Origin of the sequence: Klebsiella sp. JN_Kp126, assembly GCF_033843325.1 — a bacterium.
Lineage (GTDB): Bacteria > Pseudomonadota > Gammaproteobacteria > Enterobacterales > Enterobacteriaceae > Klebsiella > Klebsiella michiganensis.
The window spans coordinates 47,166-64,925 of the sequence record NZ_JAWXQV010000041.1; the positions used below are offsets into that span (position 1 = coordinate 47,166).

14 protein-coding genes are annotated in these 17,760 nt (G+C 52.9%); 4 read left to right on the forward strand and 10 right to left on the reverse strand.

From position 1 onward, the window contains the following. Positions 1–174: 174 nt before the first annotated feature. Positions 175–1,359 carry a sugar efflux transporter gene (locus SIK97_RS02225; protein ID WP_049078733.1) on the forward strand — a complete coding sequence of 395 codons (1,185 nt, stop codon included), beginning with the start codon at positions 175–177 and terminating at the stop codon, positions 1,357–1,359. Between the two features lie 47 nt (positions 1,360–1,406). Here the strand turns inward: SIK97_RS02225 and SIK97_RS02230 are convergent, their stop codons facing one another. Continuing rightward, on the reverse strand, positions 1,407–2,717 hold the full coding sequence (locus SIK97_RS02230) for an MFS transporter (RefSeq protein WP_025106482.1): 1,311 nt from the start codon (positions 2,715–2,717) through the stop codon (positions 1,407–1,409). A 230-nt stretch (positions 2,718–2,947) separates the two neighbouring features. Here SIK97_RS02230 and SIK97_RS02235 point away from each other — a divergent pair, with 230 nt between their 5' ends. After that, positions 2,948–3,844: a LysR family transcriptional regulator gene (locus tag SIK97_RS02235; protein WP_014227908.1), complete on the forward strand. Its 897-nt coding sequence runs from the start codon at positions 2,948–2,950 to the stop codon at positions 3,842–3,844. A gap of 38 nt (positions 3,845–3,882) precedes the next feature. On the opposite strand, the gene aroD is transcribed toward SIK97_RS02235, so the two are convergent. The 9 genes from aroD to leuL all read right to left on the reverse strand — a co-directional run bounded on the left by aroD (position 3,883) and on the right by leuL (position 14,071). Continuing rightward, positions 3,883–4,638, reverse strand: a complete 756-nt coding sequence (gene aroD, locus SIK97_RS02240) for a type I 3-dehydroquinate dehydratase (RefSeq protein WP_014837399.1) — start codon at positions 4,636–4,638, stop codon at positions 3,883–3,885. A 33-nt stretch (positions 4,639–4,671) separates the two neighbouring features. Beyond that, positions 4,672–5,886 carry an MFS transporter gene (locus SIK97_RS02245; RefSeq protein ID WP_057173069.1) on the reverse strand — a complete coding sequence of 405 codons (1,215 nt, stop codon included), beginning with the start codon at positions 5,884–5,886 and terminating at the stop codon, positions 4,672–4,674. A gap of 11 nt (positions 5,887–5,897) precedes the next feature. Continuing rightward, positions 5,898–6,761, reverse strand: coding sequence for a shikimate dehydrogenase (locus tag SIK97_RS02250; RefSeq protein ID WP_057173068.1), 864 nt, complete (start codon positions 6,759–6,761; stop codon positions 5,898–5,900). A gap of 10 nt (positions 6,762–6,771) precedes the next feature. After that, a complete protein-coding gene (locus tag SIK97_RS02255) occupies positions 6,772–8,805 on the reverse strand; it encodes an FAD-dependent oxidoreductase (protein ID WP_057173067.1) in 2,034 nt (677 codons plus the stop codon). A 402-nt stretch (positions 8,806–9,207) separates the two neighbouring features. Then, positions 9,208–9,813, reverse strand: coding sequence for a 3-isopropylmalate dehydratase small subunit (gene leuD / locus SIK97_RS02260; RefSeq protein ID WP_014227913.1), 606 nt, complete (start codon positions 9,811–9,813; stop codon positions 9,208–9,210). Positions 9,814–9,823: 10 nt separating this feature from the next. Continuing rightward, positions 9,824–11,224: a 3-isopropylmalate dehydratase large subunit gene (gene leuC, locus SIK97_RS02265; RefSeq protein ID WP_025106487.1), complete on the reverse strand. Its 1,401-nt coding sequence runs from the start codon at positions 11,222–11,224 to the stop codon at positions 9,824–9,826. Between the two features lie 2 nt (positions 11,225–11,226). Continuing rightward, positions 11,227–12,318, reverse strand: coding sequence for a 3-isopropylmalate dehydrogenase (leuB, locus tag SIK97_RS02270; RefSeq protein WP_057173066.1), 1,092 nt, complete (start codon positions 12,316–12,318; stop codon positions 11,227–11,229). After that, positions 12,318–13,889, reverse strand: coding sequence for a 2-isopropylmalate synthase (gene leuA / locus SIK97_RS02275; RefSeq protein ID WP_004098567.1), 1,572 nt, complete (start codon positions 13,887–13,889; stop codon positions 12,318–12,320). Before leuA ends, leuB begins: the two co-directional genes overlap by 1 nt. A 95-nt stretch (positions 13,890–13,984) precedes the next feature. Beyond that, entirely contained in the window at positions 13,985–14,071 is an 87-nt protein-coding gene (leuL, locus tag SIK97_RS29675) for a leu operon leader peptide (protein WP_009654551.1), read from the reverse strand. A gap of 604 nt (positions 14,072–14,675) precedes the next feature. Between leuL and leuO the strand changes: the two genes are divergently transcribed. Further along, the gene (gene leuO, locus SIK97_RS02280; RefSeq protein WP_086073947.1) at positions 14,676–15,644 is read left to right on the forward strand and encodes a transcriptional regulator LeuO; all 969 of its coding nucleotides are present in this window, start codon (positions 14,676–14,678) and stop codon (positions 15,642–15,644) included. A 391-nt stretch (positions 15,645–16,035) separates the two neighbouring features. Continuing rightward, positions 16,036–17,760: an acetolactate synthase 3 large subunit gene (gene ilvI / locus SIK97_RS02285; RefSeq protein ID WP_025106489.1), complete on the forward strand. Its 1,725-nt coding sequence runs from the start codon at positions 16,036–16,038 to the stop codon at positions 17,758–17,760.

Genomic DNA, 17,760 nt, shown 5'->3' on the forward strand with positions numbered 1-17,760 from the left:
CTGCAGGTGCGTTGGCTGCGCCCGCTCGCCCAGGCCACATAGTTATCTATGTTTCCAGGGACTTACGTTCTGGCCGCCTGCCCGCAACTCGAAATCCATAGAGTATAGAATCACCCGCCAGCAGAATAATTCTGCTGGCTTTTTTCGTTTTCTTCGCGTGCTTAAGGATATTTCATGCTGTGGTTAATGACGATGGGGCGTCGTCTAAACGGCGTTTACGCCGCTTTTATGCTTGTCGCTTTCATGATGGGGATCGCCGGCGCGCTGCAGGCGCCGACGCTCAGCTTATTCCTCAGCCGCGAAGTGGGCGCGCAGCCGTTCTGGGTAGGACTGTTCTATACGGTTAACGCCATTGCCGGCATTCTGGTCAGCCTGGCGCTGGCTAAACGCTCCGACAGCCGGGGCGATCGCCGGCGGCTGATTATGTTTTGCTGCCTGATGGCGGTGGGAAACGCGCTGCTGTTCGCTTTTAATCGCCACTATCTGACGCTGATTACCTGCGGGGTTATGCTGGCCTCGGTGGCGAATGCCGCGATGCCGCAGCTTTTTGCCCTGGCGCGGGAATATGCCGATAGCTCGGCGCGCGAAGTGGTGATGTTCAGTTCGATAATGCGTGCGCAGCTTTCGCTGGCGTGGGTTATTGGTCCACCGCTGGCTTTTATGCTGGCGCTGAATTATGGCTTCACCACCATGTTTTCGATTGCCGCCGGGATCTTTGTTATAAGCCTGGCGCTGATCGCCGTCAAACTGCCCTCGGTCGCCCGCATTGAGCAGCCTTCGGAAGGCGCTGACGTGCTGGTGCAGGCCGGAGGATGGCACGATAAAAACGTGCGGATGCTGTTCATCGCCTCCACGCTGATGTGGACCTGCAATACCATGTATATCATTGATATGCCTCTGTGGATCAGCAGCGATCTTGGCCTGCCGGACAGCCTCGCGGGGATTTTGATGGGCACCGCTGCCGGGCTGGAGATCCCGGCTATGATCCTGGCGGGCTACTACGTTAAGCGCTGGGGCAAACGCAAGATGATGGTGACAGCGGTTGCGGCGGGCGTGCTGTTTTATATCGGTCTGATTCTGTTCCACGACCGCGTGGCGCTGCTGGTGCTACAGCTGTTTAATGCCGTATTTATCGGGATTGTTGCCGGGATTGGCATGCTGTGGTTTCAGGATCTGATGCCCGGACGGGCGGGCGCCGCGACGACGCTGTTTACCAACAGTATTTCCACCGGGGTGATTCTGGCGGGGGTGATTCAGGGCGCGCTGTCGCAAAGCTATGGTCACGCCAGCGTCTACTGGACGATTGCCGCAATTTCGCTGGTGACGCTGTTTATGACCAGCAGGGTGAAAGATATCTGAATCGCTCCCCCTGTCCCGGCAGGATGCCAGGACAGGGGCTGGACAGGTTATTTCAACACGATCCTTTTAATATCGCCGATAATAAAAACATACGCGATAACGCCAACCAGCGCGGTTAAACCGATATAAATCAGCGCGTAGAAAAAATTACCGGTCATGGATATGATAACCCCAATAATTAATGGGGTTATAATTGATGCCATATTAGCACAGAAGTTGAAGATGCCGCCGGTCAATCCGCCCATATTCTTCGGGGCAATGTCAGAAATAAGCGTCCAGCCGAGGCCAACCATACCCTGGCCAAAAAATGCAATCGACATAATAATAATGACTGCGGTGTTGCTATCGACCCAGTTAGCAATGATGATGCAGCTCGACAGTAGCAGTCCGGAAATAATTGGCAGCTTTCTGCTAATATTTACTGAGTTGGTTTTCTTTATTATTTTATCGGATACCCAACCGCCGAAAAAGATACCGATAGCCGCGGCCAGGAACGGCCAGGAGGCGAAGAAACCCACGTGAAGCCAGGGGAGGTGACGTTCGTTAGCCAGATAAGTCGGGAACCATGTCAGGAAGAAAACCAGCGTGGTGTTACCGGCAAATTGACCAAGGCTGGCGCCGATGATTTGCCGGCAGCACAGCAGACGTTTCGCATCATGCCAGTTGAAAGGGATATTTTCATTGACGGATGTCGTATTTTCTACGCCGATATACTCCAGCTCTTCTTTATTTGCCGTTTTTGATTCATGTGGCTCGTGATAAAACTTCCACCATACAAAAGTAAACGCAATACCCAACCCACCGGTCAGGAAAAATAGCGTTCTCCAGCCATGATGCTCCAGAATTAAAAAAAGGAGCGGAGAGAATGCGGCCAGGCCAATATATTCACCGACGGTGTAAGTCGCCGTTGCCCGGGCGCGTTCATGCTGCGGAAACCATTTACTGACGACACGGCTATTAACCGGGAAACAGGGGGCTTCGCTGATGCCTAAGCCTAAACGCAGCAGCAGCAGCGATTTTAGGCCGACAGAAAAGCTTTGCAGTAAGGTAAAGGTTGACCAGAAAAAAATAGAAAGCGCGTAGGTCAGCTTATTGCCGAAGCGATCGAGAAACATCCCGCCGGGAATTTGCGCCAGAGCGTAGGTCCAGGCGAAAGCGGAAAAAACGATCCCCATCATGGCCGGGTCAATATCTATTTCGCTCGTTAACTTGGGCGCAACAACACCTAAAATAGTCCGATCGAGATAATTTATCATCGTCCCTATCGATAGTAACATTAAAATTACAATTCGCGTTTTAGTTCGCTTTTGCGTGGCCGACGGCAAAATCGGCCGTTCCTGAGCATCGATCGTCCTCATAGTGATTTCCTTTAAAGTTTAAAATATTTTTGCATGAATTTATGCAGGCAAAAATATTCTATTTGACGTTGACGCTATCGATGATAAGTCACGCTTTGTTACGGCTTCTGTGACATGGCATAACAATATTTGTTATGACCCCGATATTTCTCCTTTTCGGCTCATCATCGATAGCCTGTATGGTATATTAGGGGCATGAGTTTTATTCTTATATTATACGAGCAAAAATAATGAACCTAAAGCAACTTTATTATTTTAAGCGGCTGGCAGAAACCGAGCACTACACTGAAGCCGCCTCCAGTCTTTTTATCACTCAACCCTCGCTAAGCCACGCCATATCTGAACTGGAGAAAGAGCTTGGCGTGGCGCTATTTGCCAGGAAAGGGCGTAATGTCAAAATTACGCAGAATGGTAAGCGCTTTCTGCCCTACGTCGAAGATGCCCTGGCCTCATTAGAGAATGGCCGCATGACGTTGCAAAAAAATAGCGACGAGAACAAGGAGAATATTCGCATTGCGTTCATTTACACCATGGGCGAATATGTTGTTCCGCAGTTAATTAATAAATATTCCCTTTCACCATCTCGTCACAATGTGACATTTTCTTTTACTCAGGGAACGTCGTTAACGCTTCTGCAGGAACTGAAGGCCGGGAAAAGCGATCTGGCGATTTGTTCCTATATTGCGGATGAGCCTGATATCGACTTTATTCCTATTATTCAGCAGGAGCTGGTCGTGGTGACGGCAAAAGATCACCCTCTGGCCAGGCTCTATGAAAATGAAGTCGACCTGGTGGAGACTATCCACTATCCCTATATCTATTTTTCAGAAAATAGCGGGTTACGCCCCTTTATTGATAACGTGTTTATGCAGCAAAAGCTGGTGCCGGATATTGCCTGCTACGTTGATGAGGATACGGCGATGGCGGGGCTGGTCAGTATTGATTACGGTATTGCGATTATGCCGCGAATTTCCGCGCTCTCGTATTACAACGTGCATATCCTGACGATTAAAAATGCGATTCCTCCACGTTATATCTATCTGGCAACGATGAAAGAGCGGGTACTTTCTCCGGCGATTCAGTCATTTAAAGATGTCATTATTAATGACAGCCAAAAAATCCGCTAGCAACATCGCCCGGAGGGTGACCCCCGGGCGAAGTTTTATCAGGAAAGAATATCCATCAGTTCACGCAGTTGGGTAATGGCGATTTGCCCTGGCGCAGAAGCCTGGCCGACGGTACCGAAGGTCATTGCTGAACCGAACAAACGGCCGGTTACCCGGCTCACGCCGCCGGATTTACCCATCGACATGGTGATTAACGGCCGAGTCGCGTACTTCTCTTTCATCGTCAGGGTTGCCGAGAGCAGGGTCAGGACATCCTGCGGCGACTGCGGCATAACCGCGATCTTCGGCAGGTCAGCGCCAAGATCCTGCATGCGGCGCAGGCGGTAGATGATATCTTCCTGAGCCGGCGTTTTATGGAAATCATGATTGCTCATGATAACTTTGACGCCCGCAGCGTGGGCATCGCTCACCAGCGAGCGAATTTGCGCTTCGTCGTTGAACAGCTCGATATCAATCACGTCGGTCAGACCGCTAACGGCCGCCTGGCGATTCAGCTCAAAATAGGCTTCGTCGCTGATTTCCGTTTCGCCACCCTCTTTTTTACTGCGGAAGGTGAACAGCAGCGGGATCTCTTTCAGCAGCTGGCGAATCTCGCCGAGCGCCAGCAGTACCTGCTCCGTTTCTCTGACCTGGGTGAAGTGATCGACGCGCCATTCGATAATATCGGCTCCGGCGGTAGCCAGCGCGCGCGCGTTAGTCTGCAGCTCGGCAAGCGTTTTGCCAATCAGCGGTACGCAGATTAAGGTTTCCCCTTCCTGGAAGGTGATGTTTTTTACTGTTACTGCTTGAGTCATGTTGGTATCCATTATTCTTTTTGTCATTGACCATCAGGCGGTTGCTGCAACCCGGGATGTTTTTGCAGCGGTGCGAACCTGAAGCTGACGATAACCGATGTACAGGGCGATCACAAAGCCGACGATCGCGATCAGAAGATCGAACCACATAATGCTGGCGATACCCATCTTCGACAGTTTTGCCGTGATCAGCGGGATCGTAAAGCTGGCCAGACTTCCTGCGGTATAAAAGATCCCGGTGGCTTTGCCTTTTCCGTTCGGGAAGCTCATGGCCATAATGGTCGCGCCTATCTGCAGCACGCCGCCGGCGGCGGCAAAGCCGATGATAAAGGCGAAGCCGGTCACTATCATTGGCGTAGGGAACAGGCAAACGATCAGCAGTGACATCATCGACAGGAAAGTGTAAACGATCATGGCGACGGCCGAGCTAAATACCTCTTTGACAAAGGCCGCGGTGACGAACACGCACGTCAGGGAACCGGCAGTATAGACGCTCAGGAGTTTAATGGCCGACTCGTGCGGGATGCCGGCAACGAACTCGCCGTACTGCGCTAACCACTGGCTGACCAGATAAAAAGTCGCCATACCGATATAGCCGTACAGGGTAAAGATGGCCATATCCAGCTTGCCGGCGTTCGCCTGCGGGGCTACGGCGGCGGCCGACGATTTTTCTGCGGTTTCCTTTTTCGCCCGATGGTCCGGGAAAGACATTTTTATCAGGTAGATAGCGCTAATAATCATCAATACAGCGGCGATGATAAACGACCATCCGTACCACATATTCGCCCAAATCAGCGCACCGATAATGAACGGCAGCAGGAACTGCCCGGCAGAGACAAAGGCTTTGATCAGCACATTTGCCCGGCTGGCGGAGTTAGGGAAGGCTTCCATCAGCGCCGGGTAGGTCCCGGAGTCGAGGAAGCTGTTCGCCAGGCCCGCCATAATGCCGAAGAAGTAGGCCATATAAATGTTTTTCGTCAGTAAAATACCGAGGAAGAACACCAGATAGCTGGCGATGCCGAGATAGATAAAAGGTTTACGGCCAAAACGGTCGGACAGGAATCCTGTGACGATCGTGGCGAGCTTACCGATCCCGAGCGACGAAATGACGATGGAGACGCCGGCAGCGTCGGTTCCCCACTGTTCCTGCAGATTCGCCATATTGAGGGTAATTAACAAAACCCCCATGCCGTGGATCAGGTAGTTAAGATAGAGCCCAGCCGCCGTTGGGACATATGGATTTTTCATCGCGCCCATCCTTAGAACAGGATATTTTTGACGTGTTCAACCGGCATTTCTTTGCCCGTCCAGATTTCAAAAGCGCGCGCGCCTTGCCAGAGCATCATCCCCAGACCGTTGATGGTGCGGCAGCCTTTTTTCTCGGCCACTTCCAGCAGATAAGTTTTGCGCGGGTTATAGACCACGTCAGAAACGATCAGATCCGGGCGCAGAAAGCTGTCGTCAGGCAGCAGCATCTGGCCTTCAAACGGTTTCATCCCCACGCCGGTGGCGTTGGTCAGAATGACGCTGCTGTCGATTTCCGCGCGCAGTTTGTCATGATCGTCCAGATCGAACAGGTGGATCTCGCAGTTGGTGTTATTACGGATTTTGGCGACGGTCTGTTCTGCATTGGCGAAGAACTTATCTTTGCGGTTAAAGATGGAGATCGCTTTGACGCCATCGAGCGCGGCCTGAACGCAGAGCGCGGTTGCCGCGCCGCCTGCGCCCAGAACGGTCATTTTTTTGTCGATGATATCAATGCCCTCTTCTTTGAGCGCGCGCATATAGCCGGTGCCATCGGTAATGTGGCCGGTCAGTACGCCATTGTCGTTCACCACGGTATTCACCGCGCCAACCAGTTCTGCCGCCGGCGAGAGCTTGTCCAGATACTGGCAAATCTCCGTTTTGTTCGGCATGGAGACGTTACAGCCGCGCAGTTTTAACGCGCGAAAGCCCTGTACCACGTCTTTCAGCTCTTCGTTACCGACTTCGAAGGCCAGGTAAACATAGTCCAGCCCCAGATGAGCAAAAGCTTCGTTATGCATGGTTGGCGACATGCTGTGGCGAATCGGAGTCGCAATCAGGCCAATCAGCTCGGTATGTCCGGTAATACGTTCTGCCATGATAAAATCCTCAATATGTTAGAAATGGAATTTTTTTCGATTCGCGGTTGCCGAGAACCCCCATATCTTCGAGGGTGTCCAGCACGTTGCGCCCTTCGCGCACGCCATCAATGATTCGCCGGGCCATCAGGCTGTCGCCGATGTTCATTATTTTTACGTTATTGGCTCTGGCCCATTGTTCAATCTCAGTGAGACCGGCGGTGTTGGCGCGCATTCCCAGGCAGACGAAGCCGTAATCGAAAGGAATGTCGAAGGTGCCATCCGCATTTTTAACGGTGAAATGCGTCGGGGTGACGGCAACCAGCTGCGTGCGCATGTGCTGTTCCACGTGATGTTCATCCAGCATGGTCAACATGGCGTTTTTGGTAATGATGTCCAGATCGCGACCCGGCGCGTCCTGCATCTCGATAAGCACGGCGCTGGCACCGCGCGCGGAGAAGTACTCGATGACGTCCAGACCCACGGCGCCTGCGCCGACGACGGCGATGCGTTTACCTGTAGCATCGGCAAACTGGTCCAGATGATGAATCATGTTGGTAATGGAGAAGACGTTCCCGCCTTCGACATCGATGTTCTCGCGCAGACCTTCAATGGGCGGCAGCAGGGGCACTGAACCGGTGGCGTTGACGATTAAATCCGGGCGAAGAGCGGAAACGGACGCCACGGTGGCGCGTCTGCCGACCTGCAGCATCAGGTTATCGAGCGAGGCGATACGGTTTTTCATAAACTGCGGAAAATCAGCGATACGCTTTTTCTCCGGCAGCAGGGAGATCTCGCTGGCCAGTCCTCCGATGCTGTGCTTCTCTTCCAGCAGCCAGGTATGGCAGCCGACTTCAGCCGCGGTGCAGGCCGCTTCCATTCCCGCCGTACCCGCGCCGATGACCACGACGTTGGTATCGCGGATCACGCGCTGCTGCTTATACGCGTCGCCGTGGATGATATCCGGGTTGATCGAGCAGCGAAGAGGGCGGGAGCGGGCGATGCGGTGATCCGCGCAGCCAATGTTGCAGGAGATGCATTTCCGCATCAAACGTTCGTTGCCGCTTTGAACTTTTTGCACCCACTCCGGCTCGGCGATCAGGCCGCGGCCAATGGCAATCAGGTCGGCATCGCCGCTGGCGATAATATCTTCGGCGACTTTCGGGGTACGGATGTTGCCGGCAATCACCGTGGGCTTGTGGAATTTTTCGCGTACCGCGCGCGAGAGGTAGCGCTTCCAGCCATCTTCCAGAGACATCTGGTCAATCTGGAAATTGAGGTTGTCGTTTTGCGCGGCGGAGACGTTGATAATATCCACTTTTTCCTGACACAGTTCGAGGATCCGCAAGGAGTCTTCGAGCGTATTTCCACCTTTCAGAAAGTCATCGGCGCTAATACGCAGGCTGACCGGAAAACGCGGGCCTACGCAGGCCCGTACCTTATCAACGATTAAGGTTAATATTCTGGCGCGATTCTCTACGCTGCCGCCAAATTCATCGGTGCGCTTATTAAACAGCGGTGATAAAAACTGGCTAATTAAATAAGAGTGGCCGGCGTGAATTTCCACGCAGTCGAATCCAGCGCGGCGAACGCGCTCCGCCGCGTCACCAAATTTATCGACGGCATGATATATCTCATCGTGCGTCATCGGGCGGGGAATATTCCCGTTCTTTTTGGACGGCGTGCTGGAAGAAGACAGCGGCATTTCGCCGTTCAGGCGATACGCATAGGCCGACGCGCCGGCGTGGTTTAATTGAATACTGACGCAGGCGCCGTGTTTATGTAAGGTTTCGGTTAATTTGAACAGGCGCGGAATATATTGATCGTTATCGATACGCAGCTGCGTAGTGCCGTTAGAGGCGAAAGGAAAATCGATGCAAATATTCTCGATAGTGATGAGTCCTGTGCCGCCCCGCGCGCGTAGCTCATAGTAGTCAATCTGCTCCTGCGTGACTTCCCCGTTCAGGCTCGCCAGGTTAGTGCCCATTGGCGGCATGATGATGCGGTTTTTTATTGTCATTCCGTTAATGGTCAACGGGGAAAAAAGATGGGGATAGTGGCTCATATGCTCTCTCCACTGGATGCCTGATGGCCTTTTACGGCGATTCTGGCCTGTCCAAAGTTAATATTTCTCTGTGGGGAAAGATAACGAGGCGTTTAATAGAAAAATAATGCTTTTTTTTGCGCGGAGCTATAGCGTGATTCTATGGGATTAACAATTTATTTACACATTAGTGTTTTTACCTTAAATATTTCAATCGATTTTTTACTTGTACTTGTGGAATGACACAAAAAGAGTAGGGGAATGATTGAATAGATGCCCAATTGATAATGATTTATTTTTATCGCGGCGAAAATGTCGCCCCGTTATAGCGACGAATATTGATATATGTGCGCCAGATCTCATTTTTACCGGCGAAAAAAAGCCCGGATCGCGGTCCGGGCTGAGATATACATGGCGGCTGCCTTAATTCATAAAGGCCGGCTGTTTTTTCTCATAGGCTGAGATCGCCTCTTCATGCTGCAAAGTCAGGCCGATGCTGTCCAGACCGTTCAGCATGCAGTGGCGGCGGAAAGCGTCAATTTTAAAGCTGTAAGATTTATCGCCTGCTTTAACCACTTCGGCTTCCAGATCGACTTCAAACTTAATGCCCGGCTGAGAGTGGACCAGCTTAAACAGCTCATCGACCTGCGCTTCGCTCAGGGTGACCGGCAGCAGCTGATTGTTAAAGCTGTTGCCGTAGAAGATATCGGCGAAGCTCGGCGCGATGACGACTTTAAAACCGTAATCGGTCAGCGCCCACGGCGCGTGCTCGCGCGAAGAGCCGCAGCCGAAGTTTTCCCGCGCCAGCAGGATAGAGGCGCCTTTATATTCCGGGAAGTTCAGCACGAATTCCGGGTTAGGCTGTTCGCCTTTGTCGTCCAGGAAGCGCCAGTCGTTAAACAGATGGGCGCCAAAACCGGTACGCGTGACTTTCTGCAGGAACTGCTTTGGAATGATTGCATCGGTATCGACGTTCGCGGCGTCCAGCGGAACCACCAGGCCGGTATGTTGGGTAAATTTCTCTGCCATGATGGTTTCCTTATTTCAAGCTACGGATATCGGCGAAATGACCGGTAACGGCCGCCGCGGCTGCCATGGCCGGGCTGACCAGGTGAGTGCGCCCGCCGCGGCCCTGACGGCCTTCAAAGTTACGGTTGCTGGTGGAGGCGCAGCGCTCGCCCGGGTTCAGGCGGTCGTTGTTCATCGCCAGGCACATGGAGCAGCCGGGTAAACGCCACTCAAAACCGGCTTCAATAAAGATTTTATCCAGACCTTCGGCTTCGGCCTGCGCTTTTACCGGACCAGAGCCTGGCACGACCAGCGCCTGAACGCCTGGCGCGACTTTGCGGCCTTTAGCGATTTCGGCCGCCGCGCGTAAGTCTTCAATGCGCGAGTTGGTGCAGGAGCCGATAAAGACTTTATCAATCGCCACGTCGGTTAACGGTACGCCAGATTTCAGGCCCATATAGGCCAGCGCTTTTTCCGCGCTCGCGCGCTCTACCGGGTCGGTGAATGATGCCGGGTCCGGGATGATATCGGTGACGGAGATGACCTGGCCTGGGTTGGTGCCCCAGGTGACCTGCGGGGCAATCTCTTCCGCCTGCAGGGTGACAACGCTGTCAAATGTCGCGCCATCATCGGTGGTCAGGGTTTTCCAGTAAGCGACGGCTTCGTCAAAATCCTTGCCTTTCGGCGCGTGCAGGCGGCCTTTCACGTAATCAAATGTGGTCTGGTCAGGCGCGACCAGGCCTGCTTTCGCGCCCATTTCGATAGCCATATTGCACAGGGTCATGCGGCCTTCCATGCTTAAATCGCGAATGGCTTCGCCGCAAAATTCAACAACGTGCCCGGTACCGCCGGCGCTGCCGGTTTTACCGATGATCGCCAGAACGATGTCTTTGGCGGTGATGCCCGGAGCCGCTTTACCTTTGACTTCGATCTTCATGGTTTTAGCGCGACCCTGCTTCAGCGTCTGCGTAGCCAGGACGTGTTCGACTTCAGAGGTGCCGATACCGAAGGCCAGCGCGCCGAATGCGCCATGGGTTGCCGTGTGTGAGTCGCCGCAGACGATGGTCATACCCGGCAGGGTGACGCCCTGTTCCGGCCCCATCACGTGGACGATGCCCTGGAAAGGGTGGTTCAGATCGTACAGTTCCACGCCGAACTCTTTGCAGTTTTTAATTAACTCCTGCATCTGGATACGCGCCATTTCGCCGGACGCGTTAATGTCTTTCGTCTGCGTCGAAACGTTGTGATCCATCGTGGCGAAGGTTTTGCCCGGCTGACGTACCGGGCGTTTGTGGGCGCGCAGACCGTCAAACGCCTGCGGCGAGGTCACTTCGTGAACCAGATGACGGTCAATGTACAGCAGCGGGGTTTCGTTTTGCGCTTCATAAACCACGTGAGCATCAAACAACTTTTCGTATAACGTCTTCGCCATGATTACACCCCTTCAGCGACATAGCGGGCAATGATATCGCCCATTTCATCGGTACTGACCGCCGCCGCGCCGCGCGCTAAATCGCCGGTGCGTACGCCTTCTTCTAATGCGCGGTTGATCGCATTTTCAATCGCGGTTGCCGCGTTATCGGCATCCAGGCTATAGCGCAGCAGCAGCGCCAGGGAGAGGATCTGCGCGATGGGGTTAGCGATGTTTTTACCGGCGATATCCGGCGCGGAGCCGCCTGCGGGTTCATATAAACCAAAGCCTTGCTCGTTGAGGCTGGCGGACGGCAGCATGCCCATTGAACCGGTAATCATGGCGCATTCGTCAGACAGGATGTCGCCGAAAAGATTGGAGCACAGCAGGACGTCAAACTGGGACGGATCTTTGATCAGCTGCATGGTGGCGTTGTCGATATACATATGCGACAGCTCAACGTCAGGATACTGCTTACTGACTTCACTAACGATTTCACGCCACAAAATAGAAGACTGCAGCACGTTCGCTTTATCAATCGAGGTCACTTTGTGGCGACGCTTGCGGGCGGACTCGAACGCAATATGGGCGATACGCTCGATCTCAAAGCGATGATACACCTCGGTATCGAACGCTTTCTCATGCTGGCCGGTGCCTTCACGGCCTTTCGGCTGGCCGAAGTAAATGCCGCCGGTCAGTTCGCGGACGCATAAAATGTCGAAGCCGTTAGCGGCGATATCGGCGCGCAGCGGGCAAAACTCTTCCAGGCCCTGGTACAGCTTAGCCGGGCGCAGGTTGCTGAATAATTTGAAATGCTTACGCAGGGGCAGCAGCGCGCCGCGCTCCGGCTGCTCCGCGGGCGGCAGGTGCTCCCATTTCGGTCCGCCAACGGAGCCAAACAGGATCGCGTCGGCCTGTTCGCAGCCTTCGACGGTAGTCTGCGGCAGGGGAGTGCCCTGACGATCGATGGCGGCACCGCCGACGTCGTGCTGGCTGGTGGTAATGCGCATATCAAAACGGTGGCGAACGGCTTCCAGTACTTTCATCGCCTGGTTCATGACTTCCGGGCCAATACCATCACCTGGTAAAACAGCAATATGGTAATTCTTCGACATTACACGGTTTCCTTATTGTTCTCTTTATTCTGAGCTTTGCGTTGCAATTCTTTTTCGACTTCAGCGGCGCGCCAGATATTGTTCAGGACGTGAACCATGGCTTTCGCGGAAGATTCCACGATATCCGTCGCCAGACCCACGCCGTGGAAGCGGCGGCCGTTGTAGTTCGCCACGATGTCCACCTGGCCCAGCGCATCCTTACCCTGACCCTTGGCGTTGAGGTCATATTTGACCAGCTCAATCTCATAGCCGGTGATGCGGTTAATGGCCTGATAAATGGCGTCCACCGGGCCGTTACCGTTGGCGGCCTCAGCTTTTGTTTCATCACCGCATGCCAGCTTCACGGAGGCGGTTGCGATATCGCTGGAGCCGGACTGCACGCTGAAGTAATCCAGGCGGAAATGCTCCGGTTCTTCCTGCTGTTTATTAATGAAGGCTAATGCTTCCAGGTCATAGTCAAATACCTGGCCCTTTTTATCCGCCAGCTTGAGGAACGCGTCATACAGATGGTCCATGTTGTAGTCGGTGTCTTTATAGCCCATCTCTTCCATACGGTGTTTCACCGCCGCGCGGCCGGAGCGTGAGGTCAGGTTCAGCTGCACCTGGTTCAGGCCGATAGATTCCGGCGTCATGATTTCGTAGTTTTCGCGATTCTTCAGCACGCCGTCCTGGTGAATACCGGAAGAGTGGGCAAAGGCGCCGGTTCCGACGATAGCTTTGTTGGCAGGGATCGGCATATTGCAAATCTGGCTGACGGTCTGGCTGGTACGCCATATTTCCTGGTGATTAATGCGGGTGTGCACATTCATAATGTCTTTGCGCACTTTAATCGCCATGATCACTTCTTCCAGCGAGCAGTTGCCGGCGCGTTCGCCGATACCGTTCATCGCGCCTTCAACCTGGCGAGCGCCGGCGTGGACCGCTGCGAGGGCGTTACCGACCGCGATGCCTAAGTCGTCATGGGTATGGACGGAGATAATGGCTTTGTCGATGTTAGGCACGCGTTCGTACAAACCGGTGATGATGTTGGCGAATTCGAACGGCATGGTGTAGCCGACGGTATCCGGAATATTGATGGTTGTTGCGCCTGCATTAATCGCGGCTTCAACGACGCGAGCCAGATCGGCAATCGGCGTACGGCCAGCGTCTTCACAGGAAAACTCGACATCGTCAGTGTAGTTGCGTGCGCGCTTCACCATATAGATGGCACGTTCAATAACCTCATCCAGGTTACTGCGCAGCTTGGTGGCGATATGCATCGGCGAGGTGGCGATAAAAGTGTGAATACGGAACGCTTCCGCCACTTTTAATGATTCTGCTGCAACATCGATATCTTTTTCTACGCAGCGGGCCAGGGCGCAAACGCGGCTGTTTTTGATCGTGCGCGCGATGGTTTGCACGGATTCAAAGTCGCCTGGAGACGAGACTGGGAAGCCCACTTCCATGACGTCAACGCCCATCCGCTCCAGGGCCATAGCAATCTGCAGTTTCTCTTTCACACTCAGGCTGGCTTGTAACGCTTGTTCACCGTCGCGTAAGGTCGTATCGAAAATAATGACTTGCTGGCTCATGGTTTAGATCCTTGGTCTGTGTCCTGGCGCCTTGCTTACGAGCATAAAAAAACCCGCGCATTGGCGCGGGTTTTATAGTCTTGCTGGAAGATGACTTAACGATGAACGTCGCCCAACAGCCTACCGCGCAAAATGGATGCGTTTAGTAGTAGTAGGCTGAGAAAGCGAATGCTGCGAATCATTGCGTCATGCTCCAGATGAAATCGTTATGCATTTAGAGTTACTGGATATGGGGTTTGATGTCAACCCTTGGGTGAAGAAAAGGTCTTTTTACCCGCGAGAAGAATTAGCTAATTGTGCTGACGATCGCGCTTTTTTGCCGATGATCCTTTTTAGGACATCAGCGCATGTTGAGATATTTTCACTATTTGATAATTTTTATTTTCGCTGAGAGCCGCAAGGATAGCGCGCCTGGCCAGAATCATATCTTAATGAAATAGCTGAATTTATTCGTTTGCTGAATGTGTCCATGTTTGTAAGGGGGGAATTATCAATGATAATAAAATGTGAATGTTAAGGGCGGCTTAAACCGATATTGTAATAGTGCTTAAATTATAGTTAACCGCTGCTGTTATTGTTTATTTTTGATATTTATGGGTACACTTGGTTTTATCAAGTAAACAATATGGTTAGGGGGTTGCGAGTACGTTCAACTGCAGAATTTTCGTCGCCACTCATAACCTTAATATATTCCTAAAATTCATCTTTGCCCTTTTGTAAATGTCATATGCATGGTAAATGATATTTTCAGAATTAATTACTGCACTTTGGCAAAGGGAATTTAGCGTGACAGTGGAGTTAAATATGTTAAAAGAAAATACTGAATATAAGCCGGACTCAGAGGTGGAAAACGCAAAACCTCAGCTGAGAATGGTCGACCTGAATCTGTTAACCGTATTTGATGCGGTAATGCAGGAACAAAATATCACCCGTGCGGCACACTCCCTGGGGATGTCGCAGCCGGCGGTCAGCAATGCCGTATCAAGACTGAAGGTGATGTTTAATGATGAGCTGTTTGTTCGTTATGGGCGCGGTATCCAGCCAACGGCGCGTGCTTATCAGCTATTTGGTTCTGTACGACAGGCATTACAATTAGTGCAGAACGAGTTGCCGGGCTCGGGCTTCGAGCCGCTCAGCAGCGAGCGGGTCTTTAATTTATGCGTTTGCAGCCCGCTGGATAATGCATTGACTTCGGTTATTTTCAATAAAGTTGGCGAGATTGCGCCCAACATTCATTTGGTCTTTAAATCGGCATTGAATCAAAACACGGAACATCAATTACGTTATCAGGAAATTGAATTCGTTATTGGTTATGAAGAGTTTCGTCGCCCTGAGTTTGCCTGCGTGCCTTTATTTAAAGATGAAATGGTGCTGGTGGCGAGCCGGAAACATCCGCGTATTTCTGGCCCAATGATGGAAAATGATATTTATCAGGAGGAGCACGCGGTTGTCGCTCTCGATCGCTACGCTTCATTTAGCCAGCCGTGGTATGACACCGCGGATAAACAATCGCGTATTGCTTATCAAGGTAACGCGATGGTCAGCGTATTAAATGTGGTTTCCCAGACCAATATGGTTGCTATCGCACCGCGCTGGTTAGCCAGCGAGTTTGCCGATAAGCTGGATTTGCAAATATTACCGTTGCCGCTGAAAGTGAATAGCCGTACCTGCTATCTTTCATGGCATGAAGCGGCGGGCCGTGATAAAGGGCATCAGTGGATGGAAGAATTGCTGGTCAATATCTGCCAGCGCTAAACGGTCGCAATACAAACGGGGGCTTCGGCTCCTGCTTTGTGTGACAAAAATCACTAAACGTAGAATTTTATTCTGTTTGCGCTTGTCCGCCCCCGGTGCTGCCCGTTAAAAAATGGATGATTTGCTGTAGTTGGTTATTTTCCCCGAGCATTGACTATCATATTTTCTTATCTCCGAAGTTTTTCACCGTGTTTTAGCTGCGAACCTTTCTTTTATCCTTTTAATGGCTCTTAGGTGCCGACGGTCGCCAATTGCCTGCCCGTTAGCGAGCAGTTATGGTAACGGCATGCAGTCTATTCACCTCAGGACGAAGCTTTTGCGCTTCGTCTTGTGCGAGCGCGCGGAAATCGGATTCCGCTGTCGTTAAAAACTATAAGCCGGGAGGCAAACCATGGAGATGTTGTCAGGAGCCGAAATGGTCGTCCAGTCGCTGGTCGATCAGGGCGTCAAGCAGGTGTTCGGTTATCCCGGGGGCGCGGTCCTCGATATCTATGATGCGTTACATACCCTTGGCGGAATCGATCACGTACTGGTCCGCCATGAGCAAGCTGCCGTGCATATGGCGGATGGCCTTGCGCGCGCAACGGGCGAGGTCGGGGTAGTCCTGGTGACCTCGGGTCCGGGGGCGACTAACGCGATTACCGGCATTGCGACGGCTTATATGGATTCCATTCCGCTGGTGATTCTTTCCGGCCAGGTCGCGACGTCCTTAATTGGCTACGATGCTTTCCAGGAGTGCGACATGGTGGGGATCTCCCGACCGGTGGTAAAACACAGCTTTCTGGTTAAGCAAACCGAAGATATTCCCGGCGTGCTGAAAAAAGCGTTCTGGCTGGCGGCCAGCGGGCGTCCCGGCCCGGTCGTCGTGGATCTACCGAAAGATATTCTCAATCCGGCGAAAAAACTGCCGTACGCCTGGCCAGATACGGTCAGCATGCGCTCTTATAATCCGACGACGTCGGGTCATAAAGGGCAGATTAAACGTGCGCTGCAGACGCTGGTGGCGGCCAAAAAACCGGTGGTTTACGTCGGTGGCGGGGCGATTAATGCGCAATGTGAACCGCAGCTGTTCGCGCTGGTTGAGAAACTGAAGCTGCCGGTGGCGTCTTCGCTGATGGGGCTGGGCGCCTTCCCTGCCTCGCACCAGCAGGCGTTAGGGATGCTGGGCATGCATGGGACCTATGAAGCCAATATGACCATGCACCATTCCGACGTGATTTTCGCCGTCGGCGTGCGCTTCGACGATCGTACAACGAATAATCTGGCCCGGTACTGTCCGAACGCGACGGTGCTGCATATTGATATCGATCCCACTTCGATATCCAAGACCGTTCCTGCCGACGTGCCTATCGTTGGCGACGCCCGCCTGGTACTGGAACAGATGCTGGAACTGCTCGACCATGAAGAGACGCAGCAGCCGCTGGATGAAATCCGCGACTGGTGGCAGCAGATTGAGCAGTGGCGCGCGCGTCATTGCCTGCAGTACGACACGCAAAGCGGCAAGATTAAACCGCAGGCGGTAATTGAGACCATCTGGCGGCTGACGCACGGCGATGCGTACGTGACGTCCGATGTGGGTCAGCATCAGATGTTCGCGGCGCTTTATTATCCTTTCGACAAACCGCGGCGCTGGATCAACTCAGGTGGTCTGGGAACGATGGGATTTGGCCTTCCCGCCGCGCTGGGCGTGAAGATGGCGCTGCCGGAAGAAACGGTGATTTGCGTGACCGGCGATGGCAGCATCCAGATGAATATTCAGGAGCTCTCCACCGCGCTGCAGTACGAGCTGCCGGTGCTGGTGCTGAACCTCAATAACCGCTACCTCGGGATGGTGAAGCAGTGGCAGGATATGCTTTACTCTGGCCGTCATTCACAATCCTATATGGAGTCATTGCCTGATTTTGCTCGCGTCGCGGAGGCCTACGGCCACGTGGGGATTCGTATCAGCGACCCGCAGGAGTTGGAAGCGAAGCTCGCTGAGGCGCTGGAGCAGGTGCGTAATAATCGACTGGTTTTCGTTGATGTAACGGTTGACGGCAGTGAGCATGTATACCCCATGCAGATTCGCGGCGGCGGTATGGACGAGATGTGGCTGAGCAAAACGGAGAGGACCTGA